Origin of the sequence: Bacillus cereus group sp. RP37 (assembly GCF_040459695.1) — a bacterium.
Classification (GTDB): domain Bacteria; phylum Bacillota; class Bacilli; order Bacillales; family Bacillaceae_G; genus Bacillus_A.
Genome location: NZ_JARVHP010000001.1, coordinates 2,793,752 through 2,819,522, shown reverse-complemented (window position 1 = coordinate 2,819,522; position 25,771 = coordinate 2,793,752). Strand labels below are relative to the sequence as shown.

The window sequence follows — 25,771 nt, the reverse complement described above, 5'->3', positions numbered from 1 at the left end:
TTTTTCCTTTATGGAAGTTTCATATAATATATAGAGTTTACTAATAAATAAGAGGAATAGTTCATTGAACAATCAGTTCTGTTCATGTCAATCAGACGATGCTCCAAAGTTACTACCTCCATCTAACCCTCCCAGTATACCTTCTACATTTGCTACGCCTATATCAACAGCCCAAATGAGATCATGGATGTGTAATTGTCTAGGAAGATGGGGATATTTAAGGTTATATATACCTGGTACCTTTGGGAGAGATTTATGGTTTTTTTCAATAGAAGTTCGAAGATTTGATGTATCAGGATATACTTGGCAAGATGGTCATCGTTTTAAAGTAACTTACCAATATAAACAAATTAGTAATTACATGTGCTTTGCTTAGTGCAAATAGGAGAGATTTATTATGGATCTCTTCTATTTGTAATTTGCAACATTTTTTATGAATTTAGGCTATACATAAGCTTCCTATAGGGGGCATATCGCATATGAATGTTAAAGGTACTGAATGAAAAGAAGGTGATTTGTTAATATGTATAACCAACAAAATTATCCATATGATCAAGGAATGTATTATAATCCACAAAACTACGGGTATGAATCTACAAATGAAGTGAGAGATATGGAACAAGAAGATTATAGACCAGATGATGCGGAAGATGCTCCAACGTCACCACCGCCGTCCCAAGCGCCATCGTTACCATCCACATTTGCTTCTCAAGCACAAGCAGGGAATATGAAATCATGGATGTGTAACTGTCTAGGAAGATGGGGATATTTACGTTTACATCGTCCTGGTCCTTTCGGAAGGGACTTATGGTTCTTCCCGACTGAAGTGAGAAGAAACGGGGTATCAGGATATACTTGGCAAGGTGGTCGTCGTCGTAAAGTAAGTTACCGCTATCAACAAATTAGTAATTTTATGTGCTTTGCATAAAGAAGAGTGAGAGAGTGGAAGTATTTTACTCTCTCACTTTTTTATTTTTCAATATATGAAGTAAGATTTTGATTAAAAATTTACAATTTTCACGTTTTTATTAGAGTATAATGCATATGTTGGGTGGTTTTCAAAAACAAATGAGAGTGAGGGAATACAATGTCAATGAAAAATAAAGTTGGCCGAAGAATAGAAGATGGCATTAATTTAGCTTCAGTTCAGTTTAAAGAAGATGCATATGAAATTTATAAAGAATCGCGAAAGATGCAACCTATCTTATTTGTGAATAAAACTGAATTAGGGGCAGAATGGCTTATTACAAGATATGAAGATGCTCTGCCACTTTTAAAAGATAATCGTTTAAAAAAGGATCTGGCAAATGTGTTTCCTCAAGATACAAAAAACATGTATCTTTCCGTTGACAATAGTGATCATTTAACAACGCACATGTTAAATTCAGATCCACCTAATCACAGTCGTTTACGATCTTTAGTTCAAAAAGCTTTTACACCGAAGATGATTACACAATTAGACGGAAGAATTCAGAGAATAGCGGATGATTTAATAAATGAAATAGAGCGAAAAGGTACATTAAATCTTGTTGATGATTATTCGTTCCCTTTACCAATCATTGTAATAAGTGAAATGCTCGGCATTCCAAAAGAAGATCAAGCGAAATTTAGAATTTGGTCTCATGCTGTCATTGCATCGCCAGAAACACCTGAAGAAATTAAAGAAACCGAAAAACAACTATCTGAGTTTATTACATATCTTCAATATATAGTTGATATAAAACGAAAAGATCCAAAAGAAGATTTGGTTAGTGCGCTAATACTTGCTGAAAATGATGGGCATAAACTTAGTGCTCCAGAGCTATATTCAATGATAATGCTGTTAATCGTAGCAGGACATGAGACAACAGTGAATTTAATTACAAATACGGTATTAGCATTTCTTGAAAATCCAAATCAATTACAGTTATTAAAGGATAATCCAAAATTAATTGATTCAGCTATTGAGGAAGGATTGCGTTATTATTCTCCAGTTGAGATTACAACTGGAAGATGGGCGGCTGAACCGTTCCAAATTCACGAACAAACAATCGAAAAAGGAGATATGGTTGTCATTGCCTTAGCTTCTGCAAACCGTGATGAAACAGTATTTGAAAACCCGGAAGTATTCGATATTACACGCGAGAATAATCGTCATATTGCCTTTGGTCATGGTAGCCACTTTTGCTTAGGCGCTCCACTTGCTAGGTTGGAAGCAAAGATTGCTATTACTACTTTGTTTAATCGAATGCCTGAACTACAAATAAAAGGGAATCGTGAAGAAATTAACTGGCAAGGTAATTATTTAATGCGTTCTTTAGAGGAATTACCATTAACATTCTAGAATATTTATTTTTAGACATGCATACATAGAAAATGATTTACATAGAGTATGTATGTGTTGTTTAAATTCGAAACGGAAGGGTGAAAACATCCCAATGATCAACTAATTCTATTTGTAAGAGATCTTCGTTAAAAAACGAAATATTCTTCTGAATAGGATTAGTCTGTACATTTATAGAAAAGGGATGTATTTCGCTCTGCGAATATATAGTCTTTTTATATGATTTGTGCTGCCTCCTGTTCAGAACATGAAATAGGAGGCTTTTTTATGTCGACAAATGTAGTAATGAAACAAAACAATGGGGTATCACAAGTGTTAAAAAATCGGTTTGTGCAAGGAATTCTTGCATCAGCATTATTTTTACAAATAGGAATATGGGTCCGAAACTTTGCAGTATTACTATATGTAATGGAAATGACGAAAGGTGATGCTTTTGCTATTTCGATGATTTCGGTTGCTGAATTCGCTCCCATTTTTATTTTCTCATTTATTGGTGGAACCTTTGCTGATAGGTGGAAGCCAAAAAAGACAATGATATGGTGTGAGACTTTAAGTTCTATTTCAGTATTTGCTGTATTAATTACTCTTATGTTTGGTACGTGGAAAATTGTGTTTTTTGTCACGCTTATTTCTGCAATCCTTTCGCAGTTTTCTCAACCATCTGGAATGAAATTATTTAAACAACATTTATCAACGGAACAAATCCAATTAGCGATGTCTATATATCAAACAATATTTGCGATTTTTATGGTGTTAGGACCGATTCTTGGAACATTTATTTTTCATAGTTTTGGAATATATATTTCAATCATCATAACAGGTATCGCTTTTTTACTTGCGGCAGCTGTGTTGTTATTTCTTCCTAAAGATCTTGAGAATGATAATGAGAAGAAAGAAATCACTCTATTACAGGAAATGCTGGACGGTATTAAATACGTAAAAAAGAAAAAAGCATTAACTTTGCTAGGGCTTTGTTTTATGGCAGCAGGACTAGGTATAGGATTAATTCAGCCATTAGGTATATTTATTGTGACTGAGCAGTTAGGGCTGTCAAAAGAGAGTTTACAATGGTTACTAACAGTCAATGGTGCGGGAATGATTGTTGGCGGCGCTTTAGCGATGGTATTTGCGAAAAATGTTGCTCCGCAAAAGATGTTAATTGTAGGGATGCTCGGTCAGGCGATTGGCATTGGTATTATAGGCTACTCCACAAATTTATGGGTGACACTTACAGCACAACTTTTTAGCGGTTTAGCTCTTCCTTGTATCCAAATTGGTATTAATACGCTCATTATTCAAAATAGCGATACTGATTTTATTGGTCGTGTAAATGGTATTTTAAGTCCACTATTCACAGGTTCAATGGTAGTAACGATGAGTATTGCTGGCTCATTAAAGGAGACGTTTTCATTAGGCACGATGTACGAGGGAACGGCATTGTTATTTGTTATTGGATTATTGTTTATTTTACCCATATACAACCTAAAGCCAACGATAGCAGTAGAAAGTGAAATGAATAGGAAAGGAAGTGCTGTACAACATGAATCCTAATCCAAATATTAAATACCCTATTGAAGGAAATCAAAACGTTCAATTTATAAAAAATACAATAACGAAATCTAATATACTTGTTGGTGACTATTCTTATTATGATGCGAAAGATGGAGAAACATTAGAAGATCGAGTATTACATCATTATGAATTTCTTGGTGATCGCCTTACCATTGGAAAGTTTTGTTGTATTGCAAATGGAGTTACCTTTATTATGAATGGAGCAAATCATCGAATGGATGGATTTTCGGCATATCCATTTAATATATTTGGAAATGGGTGGGAGAAGTATACACCTAGTTTGTCTGATTTACCATATAAAGGTGATACAGTTATAGGAAATGATGTTTGGATTGGTATGGAAACAACGATTATGCCAGGAATAAGAATAGGGGATGGTGCAATTATTGCAGCTAAATCTGTTGTGACTAGAGACGTCGCACCATATACAATTGTTGGCGGAAACCCTGCAAATAAAATAAAGGAACGATTTACAAATACAATAATAGAAGAATTATTGCAAATTCAATGGTGGCATTTTGAAATTGAAAAAATAACTGAAAATATAGATGCTATTGTACAAGGAGATATTGAACCATTAAGAAAGCTAAAAAGGGAATAAAAAATGCATGACAAAGAGTATCATACCTCCGAATTTTGTTAATGATAATAGAACAAGGAGGTGTGATACTATGGCACAAGACGTTTTATGTGAAGTAAACAACTGTAAATTTTGGGCTAACGGTAATAAATGTAGTGCAGATGCAATTTATGTAGTAAGTAATAAAGGGAAACAGGCATCAACTACGGAAGAAACAGATTGCAAAACTTTTGATCCAGAATTATAAAATTTTGAAGGGTAGCCAAATCGTGGTTGCCCTTTTATTAATTATAGTATTGATAATAAATCTCATTTTCATTCATTGTTTTTAATTTTTTCTTGTTATTTTTCATATTTTCTTCATAAGTGAAGTAATCCAGAGCAATTCATGCTCAATACGTGATTTACTAAATTCAATGACTTCTGTAATGAAAGATGAGCTAACATCTAAAGTGTGAATAGCAGTAAGTTGTTTATGTAGTACGTCTTGGCGTATTGTTAAAATTTCTTTTCTAGCATCGTAATCAAGTTTTTCAAATAGCGCGATACGTACAAGGAATTCAGCGTTATTTGTCGCAAGTTTTTCGGGAAACTCTCTTAACATTTCAGAAAAAATTTCTTCTCCTGTTTCAGTTATGTCGTACATATTTCGGTTTGGCTTTCCGACTTGTTTGTGTATTTTTTTCGTTATAGCACCCATATTTTCGAACCGTCGAAGAGCGGGATACAGTGTGTTATGATTTAATTCGAAATTCTCACCTAACCGATTTTGAACATTTTTCTTTATTTCATATCCATGTTTTGGTCCAGTCATTAATTCTGCTAGTAATAAAATGTCAACGTACATAAAAATCCCCCTTATATATTTCTCAAGTTCTCCAATGAAAAATCTCTTTTTGTATATGTTAAAATAACATATGTTAGATTATACAACTTTGAACTACCGACCTATCACTTTTATTGTAAAAGAAAAGGGAGGAAAGAACTATGGCTTCGCCTGAAAATGTAATTTTAGTTCATGAAATTTCAAAGCTGAAAACAAAAGAAGAATTGTGGAATCCGTATGAGTGGTATCAATTTATGAGGGATAACCATCCGGTTCATTATGATGTGGAACAGGATGTATGGAATGTTTTTTTATACGATGATGTAAATCGAGTTTTATCGGATTATCGCTTATTTTCAAGTAGAAGGGAACGAAGACAATTCGCAATCCCACCATTAGAAACTAGAATAAATATCAACTCTATTGATCCACCAGAACATCGTAATGTACGTTCTATTGTTTCTAAAGCATTTACTCCCAGAAGTTTAGAACAATGGAAACCTCGAATACAGTCTATCGCAAATGAACTTGTAGAACATATCGGAAAATATAGTGAGGTTAATATTGTTGAAGAGTTTGCTGCACCTTTACCTGTTACCGTCATATCCGATTTGTTAGGAGTGCCAACAACTGACCGTAAAAAAATTAAAGAATGGTCTGATATTTTATTTATGCCGTATAGTAAAGAAAAGTTTAATGATCTGGATGTAGAAAAGGGGATAGCACTAAATGAATTTAAAGCATATCTTCTACCAATTATTCAGGAAAAGAGATACCATTTAACCGATGATATTATTTCAGATTTAATACGAGCTGAATATGAAGGTGAAAGATTAACTGATGAAGAAATTGTAACTTTTTCTTTAGGTTTATTAGCGGCAGGTAATGAAACAACTACTAATTTAATTATTAATAGCTTTTATTGCTTTTTAGTGGACTCACCTGGAACATATAAAGAATTAAGAGAAGAACCTAAATTAATTTCAAAAGCAATTGAGGAAGTATTACGCTATCGCTTTCCTGTTACATTAGCTAGGAGGATTACAGAGGACACAAATATATTTGGACCTTTTATGAAAAAGGATCAAATGATTGTTGCATGGGTAAGTGCAGCAAATTTAGATGAGAAAAAGTTTTCAAAAGCCTCTAAATTTAACTTACACCGAATAGGAAATGAAAAGCATCTAACATTTGGTAAAGGCCCTCACTTTTGCTTAGGGGCACCACTTGCACGTTTAGAAGCTGAGATTGCATTAAGAACTTTCATAAATGCTTTTGAAAAAATAGAGTTGCCTTCATCTTTCAATTTAGAAAAATGTATATTGGAAAATGAACAAACTTTGAAATTCTTACCTATTTGCTTAAAAACTCAATAAACAGTGCAGCAAGGTACAAATTTACTGTACCTTGCTTTTTATTTCTCAATTGTAAAATTTTAGTATGTTATTTAGTATGGAGGTGTGTGAAAAAGAATAGAGGAGGACGCTTATGTTAACGTGTAATGGAAGTAAAACGTTTCAAACATTTATTAAAGCTGTAACGGATTTAATTGATAGTAATTTATTAGAAGATCAAATTGTTTGTAAGATTGAAAAATTACTTGAAGAACTTTTAGAAAAGAAAACATGGCTTCCGTTAGAAAAACAGAAGGCGAATTCGGCTCAATATGCACGACACTTGCTATATGAAGATCCTTTAAATCGTTTTGAAGTATTAGCTCTTGTATGGAAAGATGGACAATCTACACCTTTACATGATCATGATGGTACATGGGGAGTAGAAGGAGTTTTTACAGGAAAGATAATGGTACAGAACTTTATACAAACTAAGCAGCTTGAAAATTCACTTGTTTATTTAACACATAAAGGAAATCTTTATTTGGGAGAAGGAGAAACAGATAAAGTCATTCCACCAGCTGATTGTCATATTCTTGAAATAGCTAAAAATGAAAGCGTTATCACCATTCATATTTACGGAAAACGTTTAGAAAAGTTTAAAATATATGTCCCAACTGAAGAAAAGAATGTGTACATGTGTGAGACAAAATATATTAGTTATAGTTCATAGTTTAAAATCAAAAGCTTTTCTTTTTAAAGAAAAGCTTTTGATTTTATTTTTAATTATTTCTTGACCTGAAACGCTTTTCATAAATTATAAATAAGGAGTACTTTACGAGGGCAGTATGAAAACGATACCTTTCGTTTAAGATGAACTCGTGTATATATAGAAAGTGGTGAAGAAATAATGAAATTAATCGCAATTGATTTAGATGGAACTCTTCTTTCGGGGAATAAAATGATTAGTAAAGAAAATGCAGAAGCAATTCGAAAATGTCAGGAAGCGGGCCATGTTGTAGCAATTTGTACAGGACGTTCTATCATCGATATTGAACGATTATTGTTAGAAGTAAATTTAGAGTGTCCAATTATTGCCGAAAATGGTGCGCTTATATATAAAGATAAAAAAATGATGAAGAGATATCCAATTCAAAATGTGCAAGCACTTGAGATTGTGAACTATCTTGAAGAAAATGGCTTATATTATCAGCTTTATACTGATAAAGGTGTGTACGTACCGGAATATGGAGTAGAGAGTGTACGCAATGAAATCGAGTACGTGAAGAATTCAAATGAAAATTTCGACTTGAAAGAGTTAGAAACGATCGCAGCTTTATATCTTGAGCATACAGCGTTTCATAGTGCGGAAAGTTGCAAACCGATTGTAGAAACAGATATACATGTGCATAAGCTGTTACCATTTTCTTATGATATAGAAAAATTAAAAAGGTTAAAAGAAACGTTTCTGCATAATACTGATTTAGCCATTACATCTTCCTATTGGCATAATTTAGAGATTAATCATCGAGATGCCCAAAAAGGAAATGGATTATATACTTTAGCAGAACACCTGAATATTTCAGTTGAAAATACTGTAGCGATAGGTGATGGTCTAAATGATGTTTCCATGATGGAAAAAGCAAATATATCAATTGCAATGGGGAACGCAGTTGAAGAAATAAAAGCGATGTGTCAATACGAAACCTTATCAAATGAAGAACACGGTGTTGCACATGCTTTATATAAATATGTAATGTAAATATAAAAAGAAAAAAGAATCCAAATGGATTCTTTTTTCTTTTTATTAGGGGTAAGGTATTCTATGAGAATCATAGAAGCCTTATTACATTTTATTATATAGAATATATTGGAATAAATGTTTATATTTTTCATGATAATTGTGAAAATTTTATGAACTTTAAATTTTTTGTATTTGTATACTATTAAAATCGATGTGTATGAATCTGATATCAAAATCAGGTGTATGTATGAGTGCGCGATTTGGGTTCTCTTCAAATCAGAATTAGTGTGTGAGGACTAAAATACATATTGATGAAAGGTTCATTTTATACTTATATACTTCTCTTTTTTAATTGAAAAATAAAATTTGTTCGAATAATTGTTCTACAGCTATATACCTACAGGCACATTCTTCGTATAATGGAGAAGTATAAATTTTGAATTTGTATTAATTTTACATATTGAGGTGAAAAAGGAATGAATGCGCGGCTAATGGAACTTATTGATGTGAGTACAATAGAAACCATGGCAGAACAATTTTATAAATTAACCAACATATCACATCAACTTCTTGATGCTGAAAAAGAATGTATCTTTTCATTTGGAATAAATGAGATGAAAATATGTAAACTTCCCAAAATTGAAATCCCCATTTTTTTATACAATCAACATTTAGGATCTTTTGTAGTATGGTCAAACAAAAGCGAAATTTTCAATTGTCAAAAATACTTTGAAATGCTTTCAAATCTAATTATAGATGGGGCAACAAAAGTATTTCAAAGTAAAAATACAACGTTGCTTTCTCGAAAAGAGGAGGAACTACATACGATTTTACAAAACATGCCTGTTATGGTAGATGCGCTTGATTATAATGGAGATTTTGTTTTGTGGAATCGTGAGTGTGAAATTGTAACAGGTTATACCGCTGCAGAAATAATAGGAAATCCAAATGCACTTCAATTATTGTACCCCGATCATAAATATCGTCACCAAATACAAACGAAATTTTTAACTCGTGGAAAAAATTTCAGAGATTGGGAAATGCACTTAACATGTAAAAATGGTGAAATCAAAACAATTATGTGGTCCAATATATCAGAACAGTTTCCTGTAACAGGATATAGCTATTGGGCTGTTGGTGTAGATATTACACATTTAAAAGCGATAGAAGGACAGTTAAAACAACAAACGTCTGAATTAGAATTAATTTTTAAAGCTTTACCAGATTTATGTTTCTTAACAGAAGATGATGGCACGATTATAGATTATAAGGCAGGATCTCCTACAAAATTTTACGTACCGGCAGAAGCTTTTATGGGGAAAAAGTTTTTCGAAGTATTACCATCTCCAGTAGCGCAACAGTTTCAGGAAGCCATTCGTCAAGTGCAGGAAAAAGGAACGAATGTAATTGTTGAATATCCACTTACACTTAGTGGAAGTATTGATTTCTTTGAAGCTAGATGCTTACCATTATTACATGATAAAATTATGATCATTGTACGCGATATTACAGAGCGGAAAAAGACAGAAGAATTGCTAAATAAATCAGATACACTTGCAGCAATCGGTCAATTAGCAGCTGGTGTAGCTCATGAAGTGAGGAACCCATTAACAGTCATTAAAGGGTTTATACAGTTATTCCAAATTAATAAAGAAGATCAAGAAAAATATTTCGATCTAATGCTTTCTGAAATTGAAAGAATAGAAGCGATTCTTCAAGAGTTTTTATCAATTGCTAAAACAGATGAAATAAATACAGAACAAAAAAATATTTATCAAATTTACAAAAATGTCGTATCGTTAATGAATACAAAAGCAATTATGACGAATATTCAAGTTGAATTATATGCAGACGCCAAAGATATTAGTATTGAATGCTCAGAAAATCAATTGAAACAAGTATTTATTAATATTTTGCAAAATTCAATCGAAGCTATGCCAGATGGTGGGAAAATTGCAATTTATTTAAAAGAATTAAACGATGATGGTGTCATTATTCATGTAGTAGATGAAGGAATAGGAATACCTGAAGAAAGAATTAAGAGATTAGGTGAGCCTTTTTATAGTACGAAAGAAAAAGGTACCGGTATTGGATTAATGCTAAGTTATAAAATTATTGAAAGTCATCAAGGGAATATAAGTATTATGAGTGAGGTTGGTGTCGGGACAACAGTGACTATTTATTTGCCGAAAGCTCAGAGTAAAGAATCTTTATCATATTGTGACGAAAGATTCGAATCAATACGCCCAATTATTAACTCGTAAATTACTAAATACCCAATAACAAAAGCTAAGCTTTTTGTTATTGGGTATTTTTGTATTTAATTTAGTAAACTTTACCTTTTCTTTAGATTTGTTTTAATTTCTATTAAGTTTTAAATGTTACATTAATATTTGTACAAAGTAATGTGTGGAAATTGTACGTTGCTTTTAATATAGAAACCAATTTATTATTTGAAATGTTGTAAGGAGGAGATTATGACAAGGTGAAAAAACAAGAGAAAAAAAGCGGTAGAGCAATACCGATGCGGTTAAACATTTTATTCTTTTGTGTATTTTTATTATTTTCTGCCATGATCATACAGTTGGGTAAAGTACAAATCATTGATGGAGAGACGTATAAAAATGAAGTAGAGAAGAGAGAAAATGCAACCGTTAGTCTTTCTGTCCCACGCGGGAAAATATTTGATCGAGAAGGGAATCCAGTAGTTGATAATAAATCTTTACGTACAATTACATATACAAAGATGAAAGGTGTAAAATCAGAAGAAATATTAAAAACTGCAAGACAACTTGCCGACATAATTGAAATGCCACAAGAAGATATTGATAAGTTAACTGAGACAGATAAGAAAGATTTTTGGATGCAATTAAATCCGAAACTGGCTGAAAATCTAGTGTCTAAAAAAGAAATAGATACATTTAGAGAGAAGGATATTAGCGGCAAGAAGCTAGATAAAAAAATAGAAGAGTTAAAAAGAAAACGAGTTACAGATAAAAATCTTCAAGAATTAACAGATAAAGATATAAAAGTATTAGCTATTAAAAGTAAGATGACTTCTGGTTATCAAATGGCTCCTCAAATTATAAAAAAAGATGTTAGTGAAAAGGAATTTACTATAATTAGTGAGGGTTTAGCAAATCTCCCGGGTGTAGACGTTTCGGTTGATTGGGAGAGAGTGTATGTAAATGATGGATTATTCCGATCTGTTCTTGGAAATGTTTCTAATGCCGATGAAGGATTGCCAAGTGAACGATTAGATTACTACTTGGTACGTGATTATAGCCGAAATGATAGGGTTGGAAAAAGTTATATCGAGCAGCAATACGAAGATGTACTTCATGGTACAAAAAAAGAAGTAAGAAGCGTTGCTGATAAACAAGGGAATACAATTAGAACGGAAACAGTTTCTGAGGGAAAGAGCGGTAAGAATTTAACTTTAACAATAGATATGGAATTACAGAAAAAAGTAGAAGAAAGTATAGAAAAAATATTAAAGGCATATAAAGGATCAGAATCCATGTTAGATCGTGCTTTCGTTGTGATGATGAATCCGAAGAACGGACAAGTATTATCCATGGCTGGGAAAAGACTTGTAGAAAAAGACGGAAAAACAGAAGTTGAAGACTATGCATTAGGCACAATGACTAGTTCATATGAGCTTGGATCAACAGTTAAAGGTGCGACAGTTTTAACTGGATTTGAAACGAAAGCTATAACACCAGGTACTTATTTTTATGATACACCTATGAAGTTTAAAGGAACTAAGGAGAAAAAGTCTTGGAAAGAGTTTGGAAATATAGACGATTTAAGAGCGTTACAAGTCTCTTCAAACGTTTATATGTTTAATACAGCATTAAAAATTGCAGGTGTGGATTATGTGAAAAATAGTTCATTAAATATTAAACAGGAGTACTTTGATAAAATGAGGTATTATTTCAGGCAATTTGGATTAGGTGTTCCAACGGGCATCGATTTACCAAATGAAACAGCTGGACAAATTGGTAAAAAAGATAATCAACCAGGTTTCTTATTAGACTACTCAATTGGCCAATATGACACGTATACACCGCTTCAGCTTGTACAGTATATTTCAACAATCGCAAACGGTGGGTATCGAATGAAGCCACAAATTGTTCAAGAAGTTAGAGAGCAAACGTCGCAAAAAGATGAGATTGGTAAAGTGGTGCATTCAGTAGAACCAATCGTTTTAAATAAGATAGATATGAAAGAGGAATATATAAATCAAGTAAAAGAAGGATTTAGAAGGGTATTCCAAGAAGGTGATGGAACAGGAGTAAGGGCGTTCCAAAAAGCATCTTATAAGCCAGCAGGTAAAACAGGGACAGCACAGACTGTATACGGTGGAGAAAGTGATATTGGAAGAAATGAAAAAGGTGAGCGAAGAGAATGTTATAACTTAACGTTAGCAGGATATGCGCCATATGATAATCCGGAAGTAGCGTTCTCTGTAGTTGTACCATGGGTTATTAATGATAAATCTGGTATTAACTCTGATATTGGAAAAGAAGTTTTAGATGCTTATTTTGAATTGAAAAATAAGCGATTGACTGGAGAAACGATGAAAATAGATAGCTCTAAAGAGGATTAAAACATACGAAATGTTATAGAAACCAGTGGCGCCTTTATTTAGGGATAGGCCAAAATGGGTGATGGAGAGGGATAAAATCATTCTATCAATTATTCACGTTTTATAAAAAAATTCATATATTGATAGCATAGGACAAGCTGAAAAGTTTATTCTAACCTCACAGAACACTCCTTATCACGGTTAGGCATCTACTTATGTAGATGCCTTTTTTAATGTATTAACTGACAATTATTTATCAACCTAAAGTAGTAAGTATATTAGGACTATTAGGGGGAGGGTGACGGTAATAATTATAATATGATTAATAAGAGCATTGAAATGTAAGGAGTGAGTAACAAGTGCTAAATATTTTAGTGGTTAATTTCCCGGCAGAGGGACATGTAAATCCTACATTAAGTTTAGTCAAGGCCTTTACTGAACGGGGTGATTACGTACATTATATTACAACAGAACACTTTAAAGGCAGAATTGAAGATTTGGGAGCAACTGTATATACCCATCCAGATTTATTAAAGGAGATTTCTATTGATAGTGAAACTTCATATGGGCTGAATTCTTTCTTTCATGTACATGTTCAAACTTCTTTATATATATTAGAAATTACGAAACAATTAAGTGAAAGCATAAATTTTGATTTCGTAATTTACGATATATTTGGTGCTGGAGAGTTAGTAAAGGAGTATTTACAAATTCCAGGCGTACTTTCTTCTCCTATATTTTTAATTCCTCCAAAATTATTGGAGACTTTACCTTTTCATCCAAATGCAGAAATACAATTCCGACCCGATGAACGTTCTGAAAAGTTACTATGTCAAATGGAACATGAATTTGGAGTAAAGCCTAAAAATAATCTTCAATTTATGCATAATAAGGGAGATATCTCACTCGTGTACACAAGTCGTTATTTTCAACCTGATAGTGATTTGTTCGGAGAAAATAACATTTTTATTGGGCCGAGTATTTCAAATCGTAAAACAAATGTAGAGTTTCCACTTGAATTGCTTAAAGATAAGAAAGTTATTTATATTTCAATGGGGACACTACTTGAAGGGCTCGAACCATTCTTTAATACTTGTATTGATACTTTCTCAAATTTTGAAGGGATAGTCGTAATGGCAATTGGTGATCGAAATGATATTTCAAAAATAAAGCAAGCACCAGACAATTTTATAATTGCTCCATACGTACCCCAATCAGAAATATTAAGTGAAGCAGATGTATTTATTACACATGGCGGCATGAATAGCGTACACGATGCTATTTATTTTAATGTCCCATTTATCATAATTCCACATGATAAAGACCAGCCGATGATAGCACAAAGATTAACTGAACTTGAGGCAGCACATAGGTTATTGAAAGAGCATGTTAATGCGCAAACTTTAAAAGAAGCGGTAACAAACGTTCTTTCAAATGAAAAGTATAAACATGGTATACGAAAACTAAATGATAGTTTTTTAGAATGCGGTGGTTCAAATGAGGCAATTGCAGCTATTAAATCTCTTTTAAATAAATAGTGTGGACAATATAAAAGCATAGAGGTTCAACCTTTATGCTTTTATATTATTATCCCGCAAACTGCACAGCAGTATTTGCATGTAAAAAAGCAGTATCAAAAACAGGAACAGTAAGGTCGTTTTGGGAAATAAGCAAAGGGATTTCAGTACAGCCTAGTAATATACCTTCTGCGCCATTTTGAATTAATGATTTTGTAATTTGTAATAGTTTTTCTTTTGATGTTTCTGAAATAATTCCTTTACTTAATTCATTTAAAATAACATGATGAATAAAATTTCTTTCCTCTTCATTTGGGATAATCGTCTCAATATTATAATTCGCTAAACGTGATTTATAGAAGTCTTGTTCCATCGTTTGTTTCGTACCCAATAGTCCGATACGCTTTATATTTTGTTCTACCACTTCTTTAGCACTCACATCACCAATGTGAAGAAGTGGAATAGATATTGCACTTTCTACTTCTTCAGCAAATAAATGGACCGTATTGGAACACATTAATAAACAATCAGCTCCGGATTTTTCAACCTTTTTTGCAACTGTGACTAATTCGTTTTTCACTTCTTCATATTGATGATTTTGTAACAAAGTAGTTACTTCACCAAAGTCCATGCTATATAAAACAAGCTTTGCATTTTGATCATATTGAGAAAGTGTAAGTGTATTAATATGTTTATAGTATAACGATGTAGATTCCCAACTTAGTCCACCAATTAAACCGATTACTTTCATCATACATTCCTCCCGAAACAATTTTGAATTCATTATTTCATAATTCCGATAAGAATACAATGATATAAATGTGCTATTTAACAAAAAATAAAAATAATTAGAAAACTATTGTAATTTATCTTTCTTAGTGCCATAATACGAATTACAAATTAATACTTATCCAGAGAGGTGGAGGGTACGGCCCTACGAAACCTCAGCAACCCCTATGTAAAATCATAGGAAGGTGCTAATTCCGCAGAGGACACAATGTGTTTTTTGGAGATAAGAGGATTCTTGAACGTGAAAGAAAATGACCTCTTATGCAAGAGGTCATTTTTTGTTGTATAGAAAGGGAGTGTCGATGCATAATTCATTTTTAAAATAAATATAGAGTAATAAAAGTTGACTAATATGAGAGGGGAATTGTAATGAACAAATTATCAACAAAGTTAGTAGCAGCAATCGGAATTGGATCAGCGTTATACGGGATATTAGGACTTTGGGGATTTTCTATTGCACCAAATACATTTATTAAACCTGCATTAGCTATTTTAACTGTTTTTGGAGCGTTATTTGGTCCAGTAGCAGGACTGTTAATAGGACTTATCGGTCATATCGTAACAGATACAATCGCTGGATGGGGTATTTGGTGGGGGTGGGTTATTAGTTCAGGACTTATCGGCCTTGCAATGGGACTCATTCAAAAAAGAGTTGGCTTTAGTGTGAAAAACGGGACGTATAATAAGGGAGATATTTCTTATTTAGCCATTACTGGGTTAATTGGTATTGTCATTGCGATTATATTTGCTGGGGCATTCGATATTATTGTGATGGGAGAACCGTTTGACAAAATTGTTATACAAGTATTAGGAGCAACAATTGCCGATGTTATTGTATTTTTAGTTCTCGGATTGCCAATTACAATAGGTCTAGCTAAATCTAATAAGAAACATACACATTTAAAAATTGAAAAGTAGGGATGTTAACATGCAACCAATTATTTCTTTTGAACAATTTAGCTTTCAATATGAGCATGCGGCACAGCCTACTGTAAAAGACATTACATTTCATATATATCCTGGAGAAAAAGTACTAGTTGCTGGACGAAGCGGTTCGGGGAAATCAACGTTAGCTCATTGTATCAATGGGCTAATCCCATTTTCTTATGAAGGATTTAGTACTGGTAATATTTTAATTGCCGGAAAAGATCCGAGGAAAGAGAGTATATTTGAACAGAGTAAACAAGTAGGAACAATTTTGCAAGATCAAGATGCTCAATTTATTGGCCTTACAGTAGAAGAAGATGTAGCTTTTTATTTAGAAAATGAATGTGTAAATCAAGATGATATGAAAAAGATTGTTTCGGACGCATTAAAAAAGGTAAAGATGCATACTTTTCATAAACAAAGTCCACATGAATTATCAGGAGGGCAAAAACAAACTGTTTCTCTAGCAGGTCTGTTAACGACAAATGCTGATATATTATTGTTCGATGAACCGTTAGCAAATTTGGATCCGCTAAGCGCCTTACATACAATAGAACTTATTCAAGATATACATAAACAATATAATAAAACAATTGTAATTATTGAACATCGAATAGAAGAAATGTTAAACCTGGATTTAGATAAAATTATTTTAATTGATGAAGGTGAAATTGTTGCCATAGGGACACCAGAAGAGATTTTAGCGTCAAATATATTACCATCTATTGGCTTAAGAGAGCCTATGTACATAGAAGTATTAAAGAGATTACATTTTGATAGTAATAATGATGTAATATACCCAATTGAAAATCTTCAAAGGGAAAATGTTAGTAGCGTAATAAATGAGTGGATGGAGAAGCAAGCTTTTTATAAAGATAGTCCTACAAAAAATGAATTATTGAATGTAGAGAATTTGTCGTTCTCATATCCTAATAAACAAAAAGTATTAGACAATGTAAATTTCTCTCTATATAAAGGGGAAATAGTAGGACTGTTGGGCCATAATGGAGCTGGAAAATCAACATTAGCTCATAGTCTTATAGGGATAAACAAAACAAAAAATGATAGGATTTTAATTGATGGAGTAAATATCAATTCTTGGTCTATTCGTAAACGCGGTGAGGTTATATCTTATGTGATGCAAAATCCAAATCATACGATTACACAACATACTGTTATAGAAGAAGTTTCATTCACATTAAAATTAAAAAGGGTTTCAAAGGAAGAGATTAAGCTTAGAGCGGAAGAAGCGTTAAAAGTTTGTGGTTTGTATCCATTTCGAAACTGGCCAATTCAGGCGTTAAGTTATGGACAAAAAAAGAGATTAACAATTGCATCTGTACTAACAACAAATCCGAAACTTATCATATTAGATGAACCGACAGCGGGACAAGATTATTATCACTATAAACAGTTTATGTCGTTTATTAGAAAATTAGCTGCAAAGGGAATATCGTTTATTTTTATCACACACGATATGAATCTCGTATTGGAATATACAGACAGAGCGATAGTTTTACATGAAGGGAAAATTATTGCGAATAATACCGCGTCTATTGTATTAGGGCATCTAGAAACGTTACAAAGAGCGAACCTAAGGGAAAGTTCTTTATACAAACTAATTAAATTTAGTGGGATTGCATTTCCTGAAAGGTTTGTAGAACTTTATTTTGATGTTATTAGGAGGGAGGAAGGTGTATAGTACATATTTTCATCGCATGGATGGAGCAGTGAAATTGTTGTTATTTATTTTCTGTATGACACTTACTTTTTTATTTTTTGATTTTCGCATATTGCTATTTGTATTTATGATTGGATGTATCGGACTTTTAGTTGCTAAAATTCCATTTCGTAAAATTTTTATTGTTTTTAGTGTTATATTTACATTTAGTTTATTAAATTCTGTCATGATTTTATTTATTACACCAACCCATGGATCTGAATTAATCGGATCATATACTTCATTTGTGTATATTGGATATGCAACAATTACATACGAAACCGTATTTTATGCAGCTACACTTTCGTTAAAGTATTTTACGTTATTACCATTTACACTTATATTTATTTATACGACTGACCGAAGCGAATTTGTGAGTAGCTTAAGTAAATTTCGTATTCATTATAAGATTACCTATGCAATAAATATTGCATTACGCTATATACCTGATATTCAGTCCGAATATAAAGTTATTAAACATGCACAAGAGGCGAGAGGAGTAGCTTTTGAAAAAGGTGAAGCAAGTTTATGGATTCGTATGAAAAACCGTGTCTTAATTTTCTGGCCGCTAATTATTCATTCACTAGATAGAATTGATACAGTTTCAAATGCAATGGATTTAAGAGGATTTGGAAAGAAGGATAAACGTACATGGTTTTATACAAATAAAGCGAAAAAAGGGGATTTCATGGCTTTATTTGTAGGTGTTTTTATTTTAATTATTGCAGTATATTTAAAGTTACATGTATTTCAAAACTTTTGGTATCCATTTTAAAGCACTCTCAAATGAGTGCTTTTACTTATTTTTATGTAGACATGCTCAAAAAAGGGATATTCACATAATGTATAATACGAACCAGTTAAAATGATCAACTACCTATTAGTTTTCAAACCAAAAGGAGGAGAAAATATGAGTTACGGTGGTTCTTGTGGTTTTGGTGGAGGTTTCGCTTTACTAGTTGTGTTATTTATTTTATTAATTATCGTTGGATGCAGCTGCTGGGGCGGAGGGTACTAATTTCTAATTAGTCTCCACAAATGTAAACTAAAAAAACATAGAAGATACTTATGTATCGAAACAAATAAAAAAGGAGCAATTATGCTCCTTTTTTATTTGTTTTCAGATGAGTTCGTATTACATTTCGGCAATGTAATTGTCAAAGTTGTACCTTTATTAACGAGACTTCGGATTTTTAAACTACCTTGCATCGTTTCAATAATCTTAACAGCAACCATTGTACCTAATCCTGTACCTTTTGTTTTTGTGCTAAAATAGGGTTCGCCAAATCGATTTATTTGCTCTTGTGACATACCAATTCCGCTATCCTCAATTCGTATTATAACTTTATTATTACTAATAGATGAGGAGATATGTAAAGTACCACCATTAGGCATTGCTTCAATACTATTTTTTATTAGGTTTAAAAAACATTGTTGAAAGTGCTGTTTATTACCAACAATTGATGCCCTAGAGAAATCTTTCGTAATATGTATTGTATTCATATTACATAAAGGTAAGATCATATTAATAACTCGAGTTAACTCTTGTTCTACTGAAATATGATCTAATTTTTCTGAAGCAGGTTTGGCAAATGTTAAATAATCATCAATAATTCCTTGGGCACGATGCAACTCTTCAAGTATATGTTCAATATACTCGTCTCTAGATTCTGGAGTTAAATTCGGTGTTTTTAAAAGTTGAGTAAATCCTTTTACGACAGTTAAAGGATTTCTTACCTCGTGCGATATACTAGCAGCGAGTTGGCTCACAATCTCCATTTTTTCCATTTTAATTAACTTCGATCGCATACATACTGCATCTTTTAAAACTTCATTAAAATAAATTACAAACAACATCAAAGTAGTTGGTAATATTATAAAATAAATAATGTATAAATTATTCACTTCAAAATCCGATAAAGTTAATACAATTACAGTTGTAAATATTGCTAGAAAAAATGTTAAAAACATTCCATAAGCTACTTTAACTTTTCTATTATACTTATTAAATTTTGCGGATGCGAACGCTGTAATGATAAACATTGTGCCATAAACGAGTATTGTTAACATACTAAATCCATAAAATGAAAATCTTGTAATTAATAAAATAGCAAACAATATTATACCGACAGGGAAGCCACCATAAAGCGTACCTATTATAACTGGTATTTGTCTTAAATCATGAATACAATTTTCATCCATATAGATAGGATAGCGCATACATAAAATAAGAGGGATACTCGTACAAAGTATAGTAAGTAGCTTTTTATATTTCTTCAAATAGCGCCCGCTATCAAATATAAAATAAAAGATAAAGATACTAATTAAAATGTAAAGAAGATTATTTAATACGTTTTGATTAATATAAACAAAGTCCATAATATTTGCCTCATTATTTTGAATTTCCTTTTCAAATATATTATACATGATAATAGTATAATATATATATTTGTTTAAATAATATAGGTTTATATTTTTTCAGTATTTGACACGTTTACCCACTCTTCATAAAATTCTTCAACTGATGCATATCGTTCAGTTCGGTTTTCATTTACAGCGCGATACGCTATTTCATATAAATCCCTACTTGCTTCCCATTTTGTAAAGGAGCGATCTTTTCCACCACCTAAGAGCACAAAAGCCATTGCGCCCATATTAAACACATTCGTTTTTTCGTCAATTATAGCGTTTAACTCAAATTCCTCTGGTGACATAAAACGTGAGGATCCCCATAGTCGTCCCATTGTATTTATATAGGGTTTCTTATTGTATAAATCTATATCACAAATCTTCGTCTCATTTGTATGAAAATTATATAAAATACTACCGTCATAAAAATCTATTGCTACATAGTTTTTCTTTTCAACATATGTATGGAAAGAAAAAATGGAATTTAAGGATTGAATCTGTTTCATAACAGATAAATGTTTAAATTTATAAAATGGAGAGTTTGGATTTTTATATTTATCAGGAGGCGGGAAACTCCAGTGTGAATGAAGACATTCTCCATCAAACCAATCAAAAATTAATACATATCCAGATTGAACTGGAAAATGTTCAATTAGTTTTATAAGCGAGTCATGCTTTAATTCCTCGTAAAGGGAAACTGATTTTTTTAATCTTTCAATAGCGTCGTTCATAGTTCCTTCATATGCAATTGTTTGTGCCCCTGCATATTTAATAAATTTCTTATGGCCATCTCTTTCTACACCGAAAGATAGATTGCCTGAATCTTGCTGGTCAAAAACCTCAAATACGGTTCCTAATTTCAATAGCCAATCAAAATTATGATGTTCTTTTAATTGAAATGTTATTTGATTCAACTGAATTTCAACTGGTTTAGCTTCCATAATATACCTCGCATTTATTATAATTAAGTTGTATATTTCAGTATTCGACATATTTTGTGAAAATCCTATGTTAATCACATGGAATTTTATAAATATAATAATAAATAATTATAAAAAGGTGAATAAAATGGAAAAACAAATCGTTATTAAACCATATCAAAAAGACTGGCATGAAGAGTATTTAATAGAAAAGGAGAAATTTATTTCATTATTCGGAGGAGAATGTATTGCTATTGAACACATAGGGAGCACATCTGTACAAGGATTAGGAGCGAAACCTCTAATTGATATGATGATTGGTGTAACGGATTTGCAAATTACCGAAAAGTGGATTGATGATCTGTTGAAAATTGGATATGAATATGTACCAAAAGAATCAACTAATTGGCGCTTTTTTAGAAAGGGAAAATGGAGAGCGGGTACCCATCATTTGCATGTTTATATTTATAATAGTGACGAATGGAAAAACAATCTTTTATTTCGAGACTTTCTAACAAAACATGAATGGGCACGCAATGATTATAGAGAATTAAAAGAGAAACTTGCAGCTACATATCCTTTTGATCGAGTTTCATATACAAGTGCAAAAGCACCGTTTATCCAAAAAATAATAAAGGAAGCTAAAAAAATTTAAGGGGTCTTGAAATTCTTATTTTATTTTAATCTTTCTCTCATGTTCCTTTCTTTTTTATTTGATATTCTGCTTGTTACAGAAGCTTTTTAGAAAGGAGCTTAAGTGAAATGGAAAAGCTACTAAGAAATAAATCTTTTCATTCATTAGTAAAAATTATAGGCTTAATTATTATTTTTTGTAGTGTAGCATTGTTACTTATTTATGTAATTTACGGCAACGTACTAAATGTAAAAGGGTTAAATAAGAAATTAGGTTCTTTCGGTGAGTATGGAGCCATTTTAGCTGCATCGTTATGGTTTTTACATCATGTATGGTTATTTTTTAAAAAGAAAAATATAATTGGGGTTAAGTTGATAAAAGATTTATATTTGTTCATTAAAAAATTTCACGTATTAATTGGATATGCTGTATTAGCTGTATCAATTACTCACGGTGTTTATTTTTTATTAAAAGGAAGTCGGCATATATTCATATTCTATAGTGGTATATTCTCTCTTTTCATTTTAATCATACTAGGGATTGTTGGATTTTCCTTACAGAAGCATAATAAAAAAACAAACTTGAAATTGTATAGAAAAGCACATCAAATCATTGCGATTATATTTGGAATAGGATTACTCATTCATTTAACTGTATAGGAGGAATTACTGTTGCAACACATATTAATTATTGAAGATGAAGAAAGTTTAGCTGATTTTTTAGAGTTAGAACTAAAGTATGAAGGATATAAAGTCGATATACAGTTTGATGGAAGGAAGGGTTTAGAAACTGCACTTGAAACAAATTATGACCTTATTTTACTGGATTTAATGCTACCAGGATTAAATGGACTAGAAGTGTGTCGTAGATTAAGGGCAACTAAAAATACACCGATCATTATGCTGACTGCACGTGATAGTATTATGGATCGCGTGACAGGTTTAGACAGCGGAGCCGATGATTATCTTCCAAAACCATTTGCAATTGAAGAGCTGTTAGCACGTATGAGAGTTATATTTAGACGAGAAGAACATATAGAAAACAAACATGTTTCATCTCTTACGTTCAAAGATTTACAGCTCCAGATTGAATCTCGAACTGTTACAAAAGGAAATGAAGAAATCGAACTTACAAATAAAGAATTTGAACTCTTGCTTATGTTTATGAAAAATATTAATAGAGTACTTACCCGGGATGTTTTATTGGATCAAGTATGGGGATTTGACGCAATGGTTGAGACCAATATCGTTGATGTATATGTTCGTTATTTACGTAACAAGTTACATAGTGTGGATAAGGAGGAATATATCCAAACGGTCCGCGGTGCTGGATATATAATGAAATGATTAAAAATATTGTACATCGACTTAGAAATCTTCCTATAAAATGGAAATTAACACTTTGGTCCACTACACTAGTATTTATTTTATTCATTTTATATAGCGCTTTGCAGTTTATTGTAATTAATAAGTGGACTATAGATTATGAACAGAAACAAATAAATAGGCAAGGGACAGAAATAGCGGCATATTTCCAAGATAAAAATGATACCCTTTCGAGTAAAACGTTTGAAAACAGTAAAAATTTCTTAAACAATATGATTGATAAGCATCAAATGATTCGTATTATCGGCATGGATGGGAAACCAATTGTTACTGTTTCACGAGATTTTAATGAAGCGTGGATAAAGCCAAAACAAGTTACACAAGAGGAATCATTTATAAAAAGACATATAGAAGATCGCATATTAGTTAAGCGCATACCAATTCAAACAAAAGAGTTCACTGGCACTATTGAACTTACGAAAAACTTAGAGGCTTTTGATCATTTATTAAAAATTATTTTAGTGGTAATGGTTATTGCCGGGATATGTGGCTTAATCCTCAGTTTTTTAGGTGGTGTACTAATCACGAAAAAGCTATTATCAAGTGTTCAAAATATAACGGATACGATGGAGCGTATTAAGAAAAATGGGCTAAATGAACGGGTTCCAGTACGTGAAAATAATGATGAACTTGCAAAATTATCGTTTCTTTTTAACGAAATGATGGATGAAGTAGAAACTTCTTTTACACAACAGAAACAGTTTGTAGAAGATGCATCTCATGAACTGAGAACCCCATTAACAATTATTCAAGGCCATTTGTCGATGTTAAATCGGTGGGGTAAAAATGATCCAGCAGTTTTAGATAAATCGCTCCAATCTAGTTTAAAGGAAGTCGATCGTTTAAATAAGTTAGTTTTAGAGTTGCTAGAACTATCAAGAGCTGAATCAGAACAGATGCATCCAATAGCAACTGAGCCAGTCCATATAAATAGCATATTAAAACAAGTTACACAAAATTTTGCTATACTTCAAACTGAATTTCAATTTGATATGCAATTGGATGGAGATGCAGCATATGTCTTAATACCATCATCTTACTTAGAACAAATTCTTATTATCGTAATGGACAACGCAGTAAAATATACAAAAGAAGTTAATCAATATATTTGTATTGAATCTAGAGTACAATCAGAGAAAGTTAAAATTCGTATTATAGATCATGGATCAGGGATACCCGAAGCTGATTTACCTTTTGTCCTTAACCGTTTTTATAGAGTGGACAAAGCAAGGAGTCGAAAAAAGGGTGGAAACGGTTTAGGTTTATCTATTGCCAAACGACTTGTAGAGAGATACAACGGAGCTATTCAAATAGAGAGTATAGAAGGCGAAGGAACAATCGTTACGATTACACTGCCTACAATTTCACTTTAATAGATTGAAAAGAAGGGATGTTTTTACATTCCTTCTTTTTTTACAGTCAAATTATTTTGCTTATTTCGAACTTTCTAGTACATTAGAATCATTAAGGGGGAATAAAAATGAAAGCTATCGTACAACAATATAAAGCAGGAGTTGAAGGAGTAGAATATAAAGTATTACCTGAGATAACACCTAACGCTGGAGAAGTTAAAGTGAAATTAAAATCAGCAGGTTTAAATCATCGAGATTTATTTATAATGAATAATAGAAAAGAAATGCAATTACCATTAATTCTAGGATCAGATGGTGCAGGTATTGTTACGGGGATTGGAGAAGATGTTTCAGGTGATTTATTACAAACCGAGGTTATTATAAATCCTAGCATTGGATGGGAAAATATTGCCGAAGTACCCGAGTTACCAGAGGTGCTAGGTGGACCGAGAGATGGGACGTTTGCTGAATATGTGATTGTACCAGCTGAAAATGTAGTAGCGAAACCGTCATATCTTACTTGGGAAGAGTCTGGCGTCTTATCTTTATCGGCACTAACTGCATACAGAGCGCTTTTTACAAAGGGTAGATTAAAGTGTGGAGAACATGTTTTAATTCCGGGGATAGGCGGCGGTGTAGCGACATTTGCCATGTTATTTGCGAAAGCGATTGGCGCAAAAGTAAGTGTTACTTCGAGGATAGAGAACAAAAGGAAGTTTGCCGAAACATATGGCGCAGATTTTTCTTTTAATAGTTCTGGAAATTGGGAAGAGAGTTTATGCGGAGAGAAAGTAGATTTAATAATCGATAGTATAGGTCCAGCAACATTCTTAAAATACTTTGATGTATTAAAACCAAATGGGAGAATTGTTAATTTTGGTGCAAGCTCAGGAGATAAAATTGAATTACCATTACGAGCATTATTTTATAATCAAATCGATATTATGGGGACATCTATGGGTAGCCGTGAGGAATTTCATGAAATGGTTAAGTTTATAGAGAAACATAAAATTAAACCAATTATTGATAAAGTATATTCATTAGAAGAAGCCCTTCAGGCGTTAAATCGTATGGAACAAGGCGAACAATTTGGTAATATCGCACTTCGTATGTAATAAAAATATGATTTCGCAACTAGTATATTTACA

Annotated in this window: 24 protein-coding genes, 1 pseudogene and 1 riboswitch; of the genes and pseudogenes, 21 read left to right on the top strand and 4 right to left on the bottom strand. The window is 32.2% G+C overall.

Going from position 1 to position 25,771, the window contains the following annotated elements; translation table 11 throughout:
• Positions 1-91: 91 nt before the first annotated feature.
• From QCI44_RS15040 to QCI44_RS15015, 6 genes and pseudogenes are all read left to right on the top strand, one after another.
• A pseudogene (locus QCI44_RS15040) lies at positions 92-376 on the top strand (hypothetical protein); the annotation flags it as partial.
• Positions 377-523: 147 nt separating this feature from the next.
• Positions 524-928 (top strand): hypothetical protein, encoded by a 405-nt coding sequence (locus QCI44_RS15035; RefSeq protein ID WP_353811247.1) that lies wholly within the window; start codon positions 524-526, stop codon positions 926-928.
• 159 nt (positions 929-1,087) lie between these two features.
• Positions 1,088-2,323 (top strand): cytochrome P450 family protein, encoded by a 1,236-nt coding sequence (locus tag QCI44_RS15030; protein WP_016087710.1) that lies wholly within the window; start codon positions 1,088-1,090, stop codon positions 2,321-2,323.
• Positions 2,324-2,590: 267 nt separating this feature from the next.
• On the top strand, positions 2,591-3,874 hold the full coding sequence (locus QCI44_RS15025) for an MFS transporter (protein WP_016134594.1): 1,284 nt from the start codon (positions 2,591-2,593) through the stop codon (positions 3,872-3,874).
• Complete coding sequence (locus tag QCI44_RS15020; protein WP_033659707.1) at positions 3,864-4,496, top strand: Vat family streptogramin A O-acetyltransferase; 633 nt, start codon at positions 3,864-3,866, stop codon at positions 4,494-4,496. Before QCI44_RS15025 ends, QCI44_RS15020 begins: the two co-directional genes overlap by 11 nt.
• Before the next feature lie 70 nt (positions 4,497-4,566).
• Positions 4,567-4,722, top strand: coding sequence for a DUF1540 domain-containing protein (locus QCI44_RS15015; protein ID WP_000046094.1), 156 nt, complete (start codon positions 4,567-4,569; stop codon positions 4,720-4,722).
• A gap of 102 nt (positions 4,723-4,824) precedes the next feature.
• On the opposite strand, the gene QCI44_RS15010 is transcribed toward QCI44_RS15015, so the two are convergent.
• Positions 4,825-5,322 carry a helix-turn-helix transcriptional regulator gene (locus QCI44_RS15010; RefSeq protein ID WP_016087707.1) on the bottom strand — a complete coding sequence of 166 codons (498 nt, stop codon included), beginning with the start codon at positions 5,320-5,322 and terminating at the stop codon, positions 4,825-4,827.
• Between the two features lie 140 nt (positions 5,323-5,462).
• On the opposite strand from QCI44_RS15010, the gene QCI44_RS15005 reads away from it, so the two are divergent.
• The 6 genes from QCI44_RS15005 to QCI44_RS14980 all read left to right on the top strand — a co-directional run bounded on the left by QCI44_RS15005 (position 5,463) and on the right by QCI44_RS14980 (position 14,508).
• Complete coding sequence (locus QCI44_RS15005) at positions 5,463-6,677, top strand: cytochrome P450 (RefSeq protein ID WP_016134596.1); 1,215 nt, start codon at positions 5,463-5,465, stop codon at positions 6,675-6,677.
• A gap of 112 nt (positions 6,678-6,789) precedes the next feature.
• Positions 6,790-7,368: a cysteine dioxygenase family protein gene (locus QCI44_RS15000; RefSeq protein ID WP_016087705.1), complete on the top strand. Its 579-nt coding sequence runs from the start codon at positions 6,790-6,792 to the stop codon at positions 7,366-7,368.
• A gap of 177 nt (positions 7,369-7,545) precedes the next feature.
• Positions 7,546-8,397, top strand: a complete 852-nt coding sequence (locus tag QCI44_RS14995) for a Cof-type HAD-IIB family hydrolase (RefSeq protein ID WP_016087704.1) — start codon at positions 7,546-7,548, stop codon at positions 8,395-8,397.
• A gap of 458 nt (positions 8,398-8,855) precedes the next feature.
• Positions 8,856-10,643 (top strand): ATP-binding protein, encoded by a 1,788-nt coding sequence (locus QCI44_RS14990; RefSeq protein WP_353811246.1) that lies wholly within the window; start codon positions 8,856-8,858, stop codon positions 10,641-10,643.
• 221 nt (positions 10,644-10,864) lie between these two features.
• Positions 10,865-12,991, top strand: coding sequence for a peptidoglycan D,D-transpeptidase FtsI family protein (locus tag QCI44_RS14985; protein WP_016134598.1), 2,127 nt, complete (start codon positions 10,865-10,867; stop codon positions 12,989-12,991).
• Between the two features lie 338 nt (positions 12,992-13,329).
• The gene (locus QCI44_RS14980) at positions 13,330-14,508 is read left to right on the top strand and encodes a macrolide family glycosyltransferase (RefSeq protein ID WP_016087701.1); all 1,179 of its coding nucleotides are present in this window, start codon (positions 13,330-13,332) and stop codon (positions 14,506-14,508) included.
• A gap of 49 nt (positions 14,509-14,557) precedes the next feature.
• On the opposite strand, the gene QCI44_RS14975 is transcribed toward QCI44_RS14980, so the two are convergent.
• On the bottom strand, positions 14,558-15,241 hold the full coding sequence (locus tag QCI44_RS14975; protein ID WP_016087700.1) for an aspartate/glutamate racemase family protein: 684 nt from the start codon (positions 15,239-15,241) through the stop codon (positions 14,558-14,560).
• A gap of 150 nt (positions 15,242-15,391) precedes the next feature.
• A riboswitch (SAM riboswitch) is annotated at positions 15,392-15,506 on the top strand.
• Positions 15,507-15,645: 139 nt separating this feature from the next.
• On the opposite strand from QCI44_RS14975, the gene QCI44_RS14970 reads away from it, so the two are divergent.
• The 4 genes from QCI44_RS14970 to QCI44_RS14955 all read left to right on the top strand — a co-directional run bounded on the left by QCI44_RS14970 (position 15,646) and on the right by QCI44_RS14955 (position 18,941).
• Entirely contained in the window at positions 15,646-16,194 is a 549-nt protein-coding gene (locus QCI44_RS14970) for an ECF-type riboflavin transporter substrate-binding protein (protein ID WP_016134599.1), read from the top strand.
• A gap of 10 nt (positions 16,195-16,204) precedes the next feature.
• Positions 16,205-17,905: an ABC transporter ATP-binding protein gene (locus tag QCI44_RS14965; RefSeq protein ID WP_016134600.1), complete on the top strand. Its 1,701-nt coding sequence runs from the start codon at positions 16,205-16,207 to the stop codon at positions 17,903-17,905.
• Complete coding sequence (locus QCI44_RS14960) at positions 17,898-18,698, top strand: energy-coupling factor transporter transmembrane component T family protein (protein WP_353811245.1); 801 nt, start codon at positions 17,898-17,900, stop codon at positions 18,696-18,698. Before QCI44_RS14965 ends, QCI44_RS14960 begins: the two co-directional genes overlap by 8 nt.
• A gap of 135 nt (positions 18,699-18,833) precedes the next feature.
• A complete protein-coding gene (locus QCI44_RS14955) occupies positions 18,834-18,941 on the top strand; it encodes a YjcZ family sporulation protein (RefSeq protein WP_000120182.1) in 108 nt (35 codons plus the stop codon).
• 92 nt (positions 18,942-19,033) lie between these two features.
• On the opposite strand, the gene QCI44_RS14950 is transcribed toward QCI44_RS14955, so the two are convergent.
• Together QCI44_RS14950 and QCI44_RS14945 are read right to left on the bottom strand one after the other, a co-directional pair.
• A complete protein-coding gene (locus tag QCI44_RS14950; RefSeq protein ID WP_016087696.1) occupies positions 19,034-20,302 on the bottom strand; it encodes a sensor histidine kinase in 1,269 nt (422 codons plus the stop codon).
• 89 nt (positions 20,303-20,391) lie between these two features.
• Positions 20,392-21,273, bottom strand: coding sequence for a protein kinase (locus QCI44_RS14945; RefSeq protein ID WP_016087695.1), 882 nt, complete (start codon positions 21,271-21,273; stop codon positions 20,392-20,394).
• 127 nt (positions 21,274-21,400) lie between these two features.
• On the opposite strand from QCI44_RS14945, the gene QCI44_RS14940 reads away from it, so the two are divergent.
• The 5 genes from QCI44_RS14940 to QCI44_RS14920 all read left to right on the top strand — a co-directional run bounded on the left by QCI44_RS14940 (position 21,401) and on the right by QCI44_RS14920 (position 25,738).
• Complete coding sequence (locus tag QCI44_RS14940) at positions 21,401-21,907, top strand: GrpB family protein (RefSeq protein ID WP_016134602.1); 507 nt, start codon at positions 21,401-21,403, stop codon at positions 21,905-21,907.
• A gap of 107 nt (positions 21,908-22,014) precedes the next feature.
• Positions 22,015-22,545, top strand: coding sequence for a hypothetical protein (locus QCI44_RS14935; protein ID WP_016134603.1), 531 nt, complete (start codon positions 22,015-22,017; stop codon positions 22,543-22,545).
• Positions 22,546-22,557: 12 nt separating this feature from the next.
• The gene (locus QCI44_RS14930) at positions 22,558-23,232 is read left to right on the top strand and encodes a response regulator transcription factor (RefSeq protein ID WP_016087692.1); all 675 of its coding nucleotides are present in this window, start codon (positions 22,558-22,560) and stop codon (positions 23,230-23,232) included.
• The gene (locus QCI44_RS14925) at positions 23,229-24,644 is read left to right on the top strand and encodes a HAMP domain-containing sensor histidine kinase (protein ID WP_088083779.1); all 1,416 of its coding nucleotides are present in this window, start codon (positions 23,229-23,231) and stop codon (positions 24,642-24,644) included. The genes QCI44_RS14930 and QCI44_RS14925 overlap by 4 nt, the downstream gene beginning before the upstream one ends.
• A 107-nt stretch (positions 24,645-24,751) precedes the next feature.
• Positions 24,752-25,738 carry a zinc-binding dehydrogenase gene (locus QCI44_RS14920; protein WP_016087690.1) on the top strand — a complete coding sequence of 329 codons (987 nt, stop codon included), beginning with the start codon at positions 24,752-24,754 and terminating at the stop codon, positions 25,736-25,738.
• Positions 25,739-25,771 lie beyond the last annotated feature (33 nt).

Bases quoted from the DNA above. Each gene is read 5' to 3' on its own strand.
- QCI44_RS14955 (WP_000120182.1), top strand. From the start codon at position 18,834: ATGAGTTACGGTGGTTCTTGTGGTTTTGGTGGAGGTTTCGCTTTACTA.
- QCI44_RS14940 (WP_016134602.1), top strand. From the start codon at position 21,401: ATGGAAAAACAAATCGTTATTAAACCATATCAAAAAGACTGGCATGAA.
- QCI44_RS14950 (WP_016087696.1), bottom strand. From the start codon at position 20,302: ATGGACTTTGTTTATATTAATCAAAACGTATTAAATAATCTTCTTTAC.
- QCI44_RS14925 (WP_088083779.1), top strand. From the start codon at position 23,229: ATGATTAAAAATATTGTACATCGACTTAGAAATCTTCCTATAAAATGG.
- QCI44_RS14970 (WP_016134599.1), top strand. From the start codon at position 15,646: ATGAACAAATTATCAACAAAGTTAGTAGCAGCAATCGGAATTGGATCA.
- QCI44_RS14965 (WP_016134600.1), top strand. From the start codon at position 16,205: ATGCAACCAATTATTTCTTTTGAACAATTTAGCTTTCAATATGAGCAT.
- QCI44_RS14920 (WP_016087690.1), top strand. From the start codon at position 24,752: ATGAAAGCTATCGTACAACAATATAAAGCAGGAGTTGAAGGAGTAGAA.
- QCI44_RS15030 (WP_016087710.1), top strand. From the start codon at position 1,088: ATGTCAATGAAAAATAAAGTTGGCCGAAGAATAGAAGATGGCATTAAT.
- QCI44_RS14945 (WP_016087695.1), bottom strand. From the start codon at position 21,273: ATGGAAGCTAAACCAGTTGAAATTCAGTTGAATCAAATAACATTTCAA.
- QCI44_RS15000 (WP_016087705.1), top strand. From the start codon at position 6,790: ATGTTAACGTGTAATGGAAGTAAAACGTTTCAAACATTTATTAAAGCT.
- QCI44_RS14995 (WP_016087704.1), top strand. From the start codon at position 7,546: ATGAAATTAATCGCAATTGATTTAGATGGAACTCTTCTTTCGGGGAAT.
- QCI44_RS15025 (WP_016134594.1), top strand. From the start codon at position 2,591: ATGTCGACAAATGTAGTAATGAAACAAAACAATGGGGTATCACAAGTG.
- QCI44_RS15015 (WP_000046094.1), top strand. From the start codon at position 4,567: ATGGCACAAGACGTTTTATGTGAAGTAAACAACTGTAAATTTTGGGCT.
- QCI44_RS14935 (WP_016134603.1), top strand. From the start codon at position 22,015: ATGGAAAAGCTACTAAGAAATAAATCTTTTCATTCATTAGTAAAAATT.
- QCI44_RS14990 (WP_353811246.1), top strand. From the start codon at position 8,856: ATGAATGCGCGGCTAATGGAACTTATTGATGTGAGTACAATAGAAACC.
- QCI44_RS15005 (WP_016134596.1), top strand. From the start codon at position 5,463: ATGGCTTCGCCTGAAAATGTAATTTTAGTTCATGAAATTTCAAAGCTG.
- QCI44_RS15010 (WP_016087707.1), bottom strand. From the start codon at position 5,322: ATGTACGTTGACATTTTATTACTAGCAGAATTAATGACTGGACCAAAA.
- QCI44_RS14975 (WP_016087700.1), bottom strand. From the start codon at position 15,241: ATGATGAAAGTAATCGGTTTAATTGGTGGACTAAGTTGGGAATCTACA.
- QCI44_RS15020 (WP_033659707.1), top strand. From the start codon at position 3,864: ATGAATCCTAATCCAAATATTAAATACCCTATTGAAGGAAATCAAAAC.
- QCI44_RS15035 (WP_353811247.1), top strand. From the start codon at position 524: ATGTATAACCAACAAAATTATCCATATGATCAAGGAATGTATTATAAT.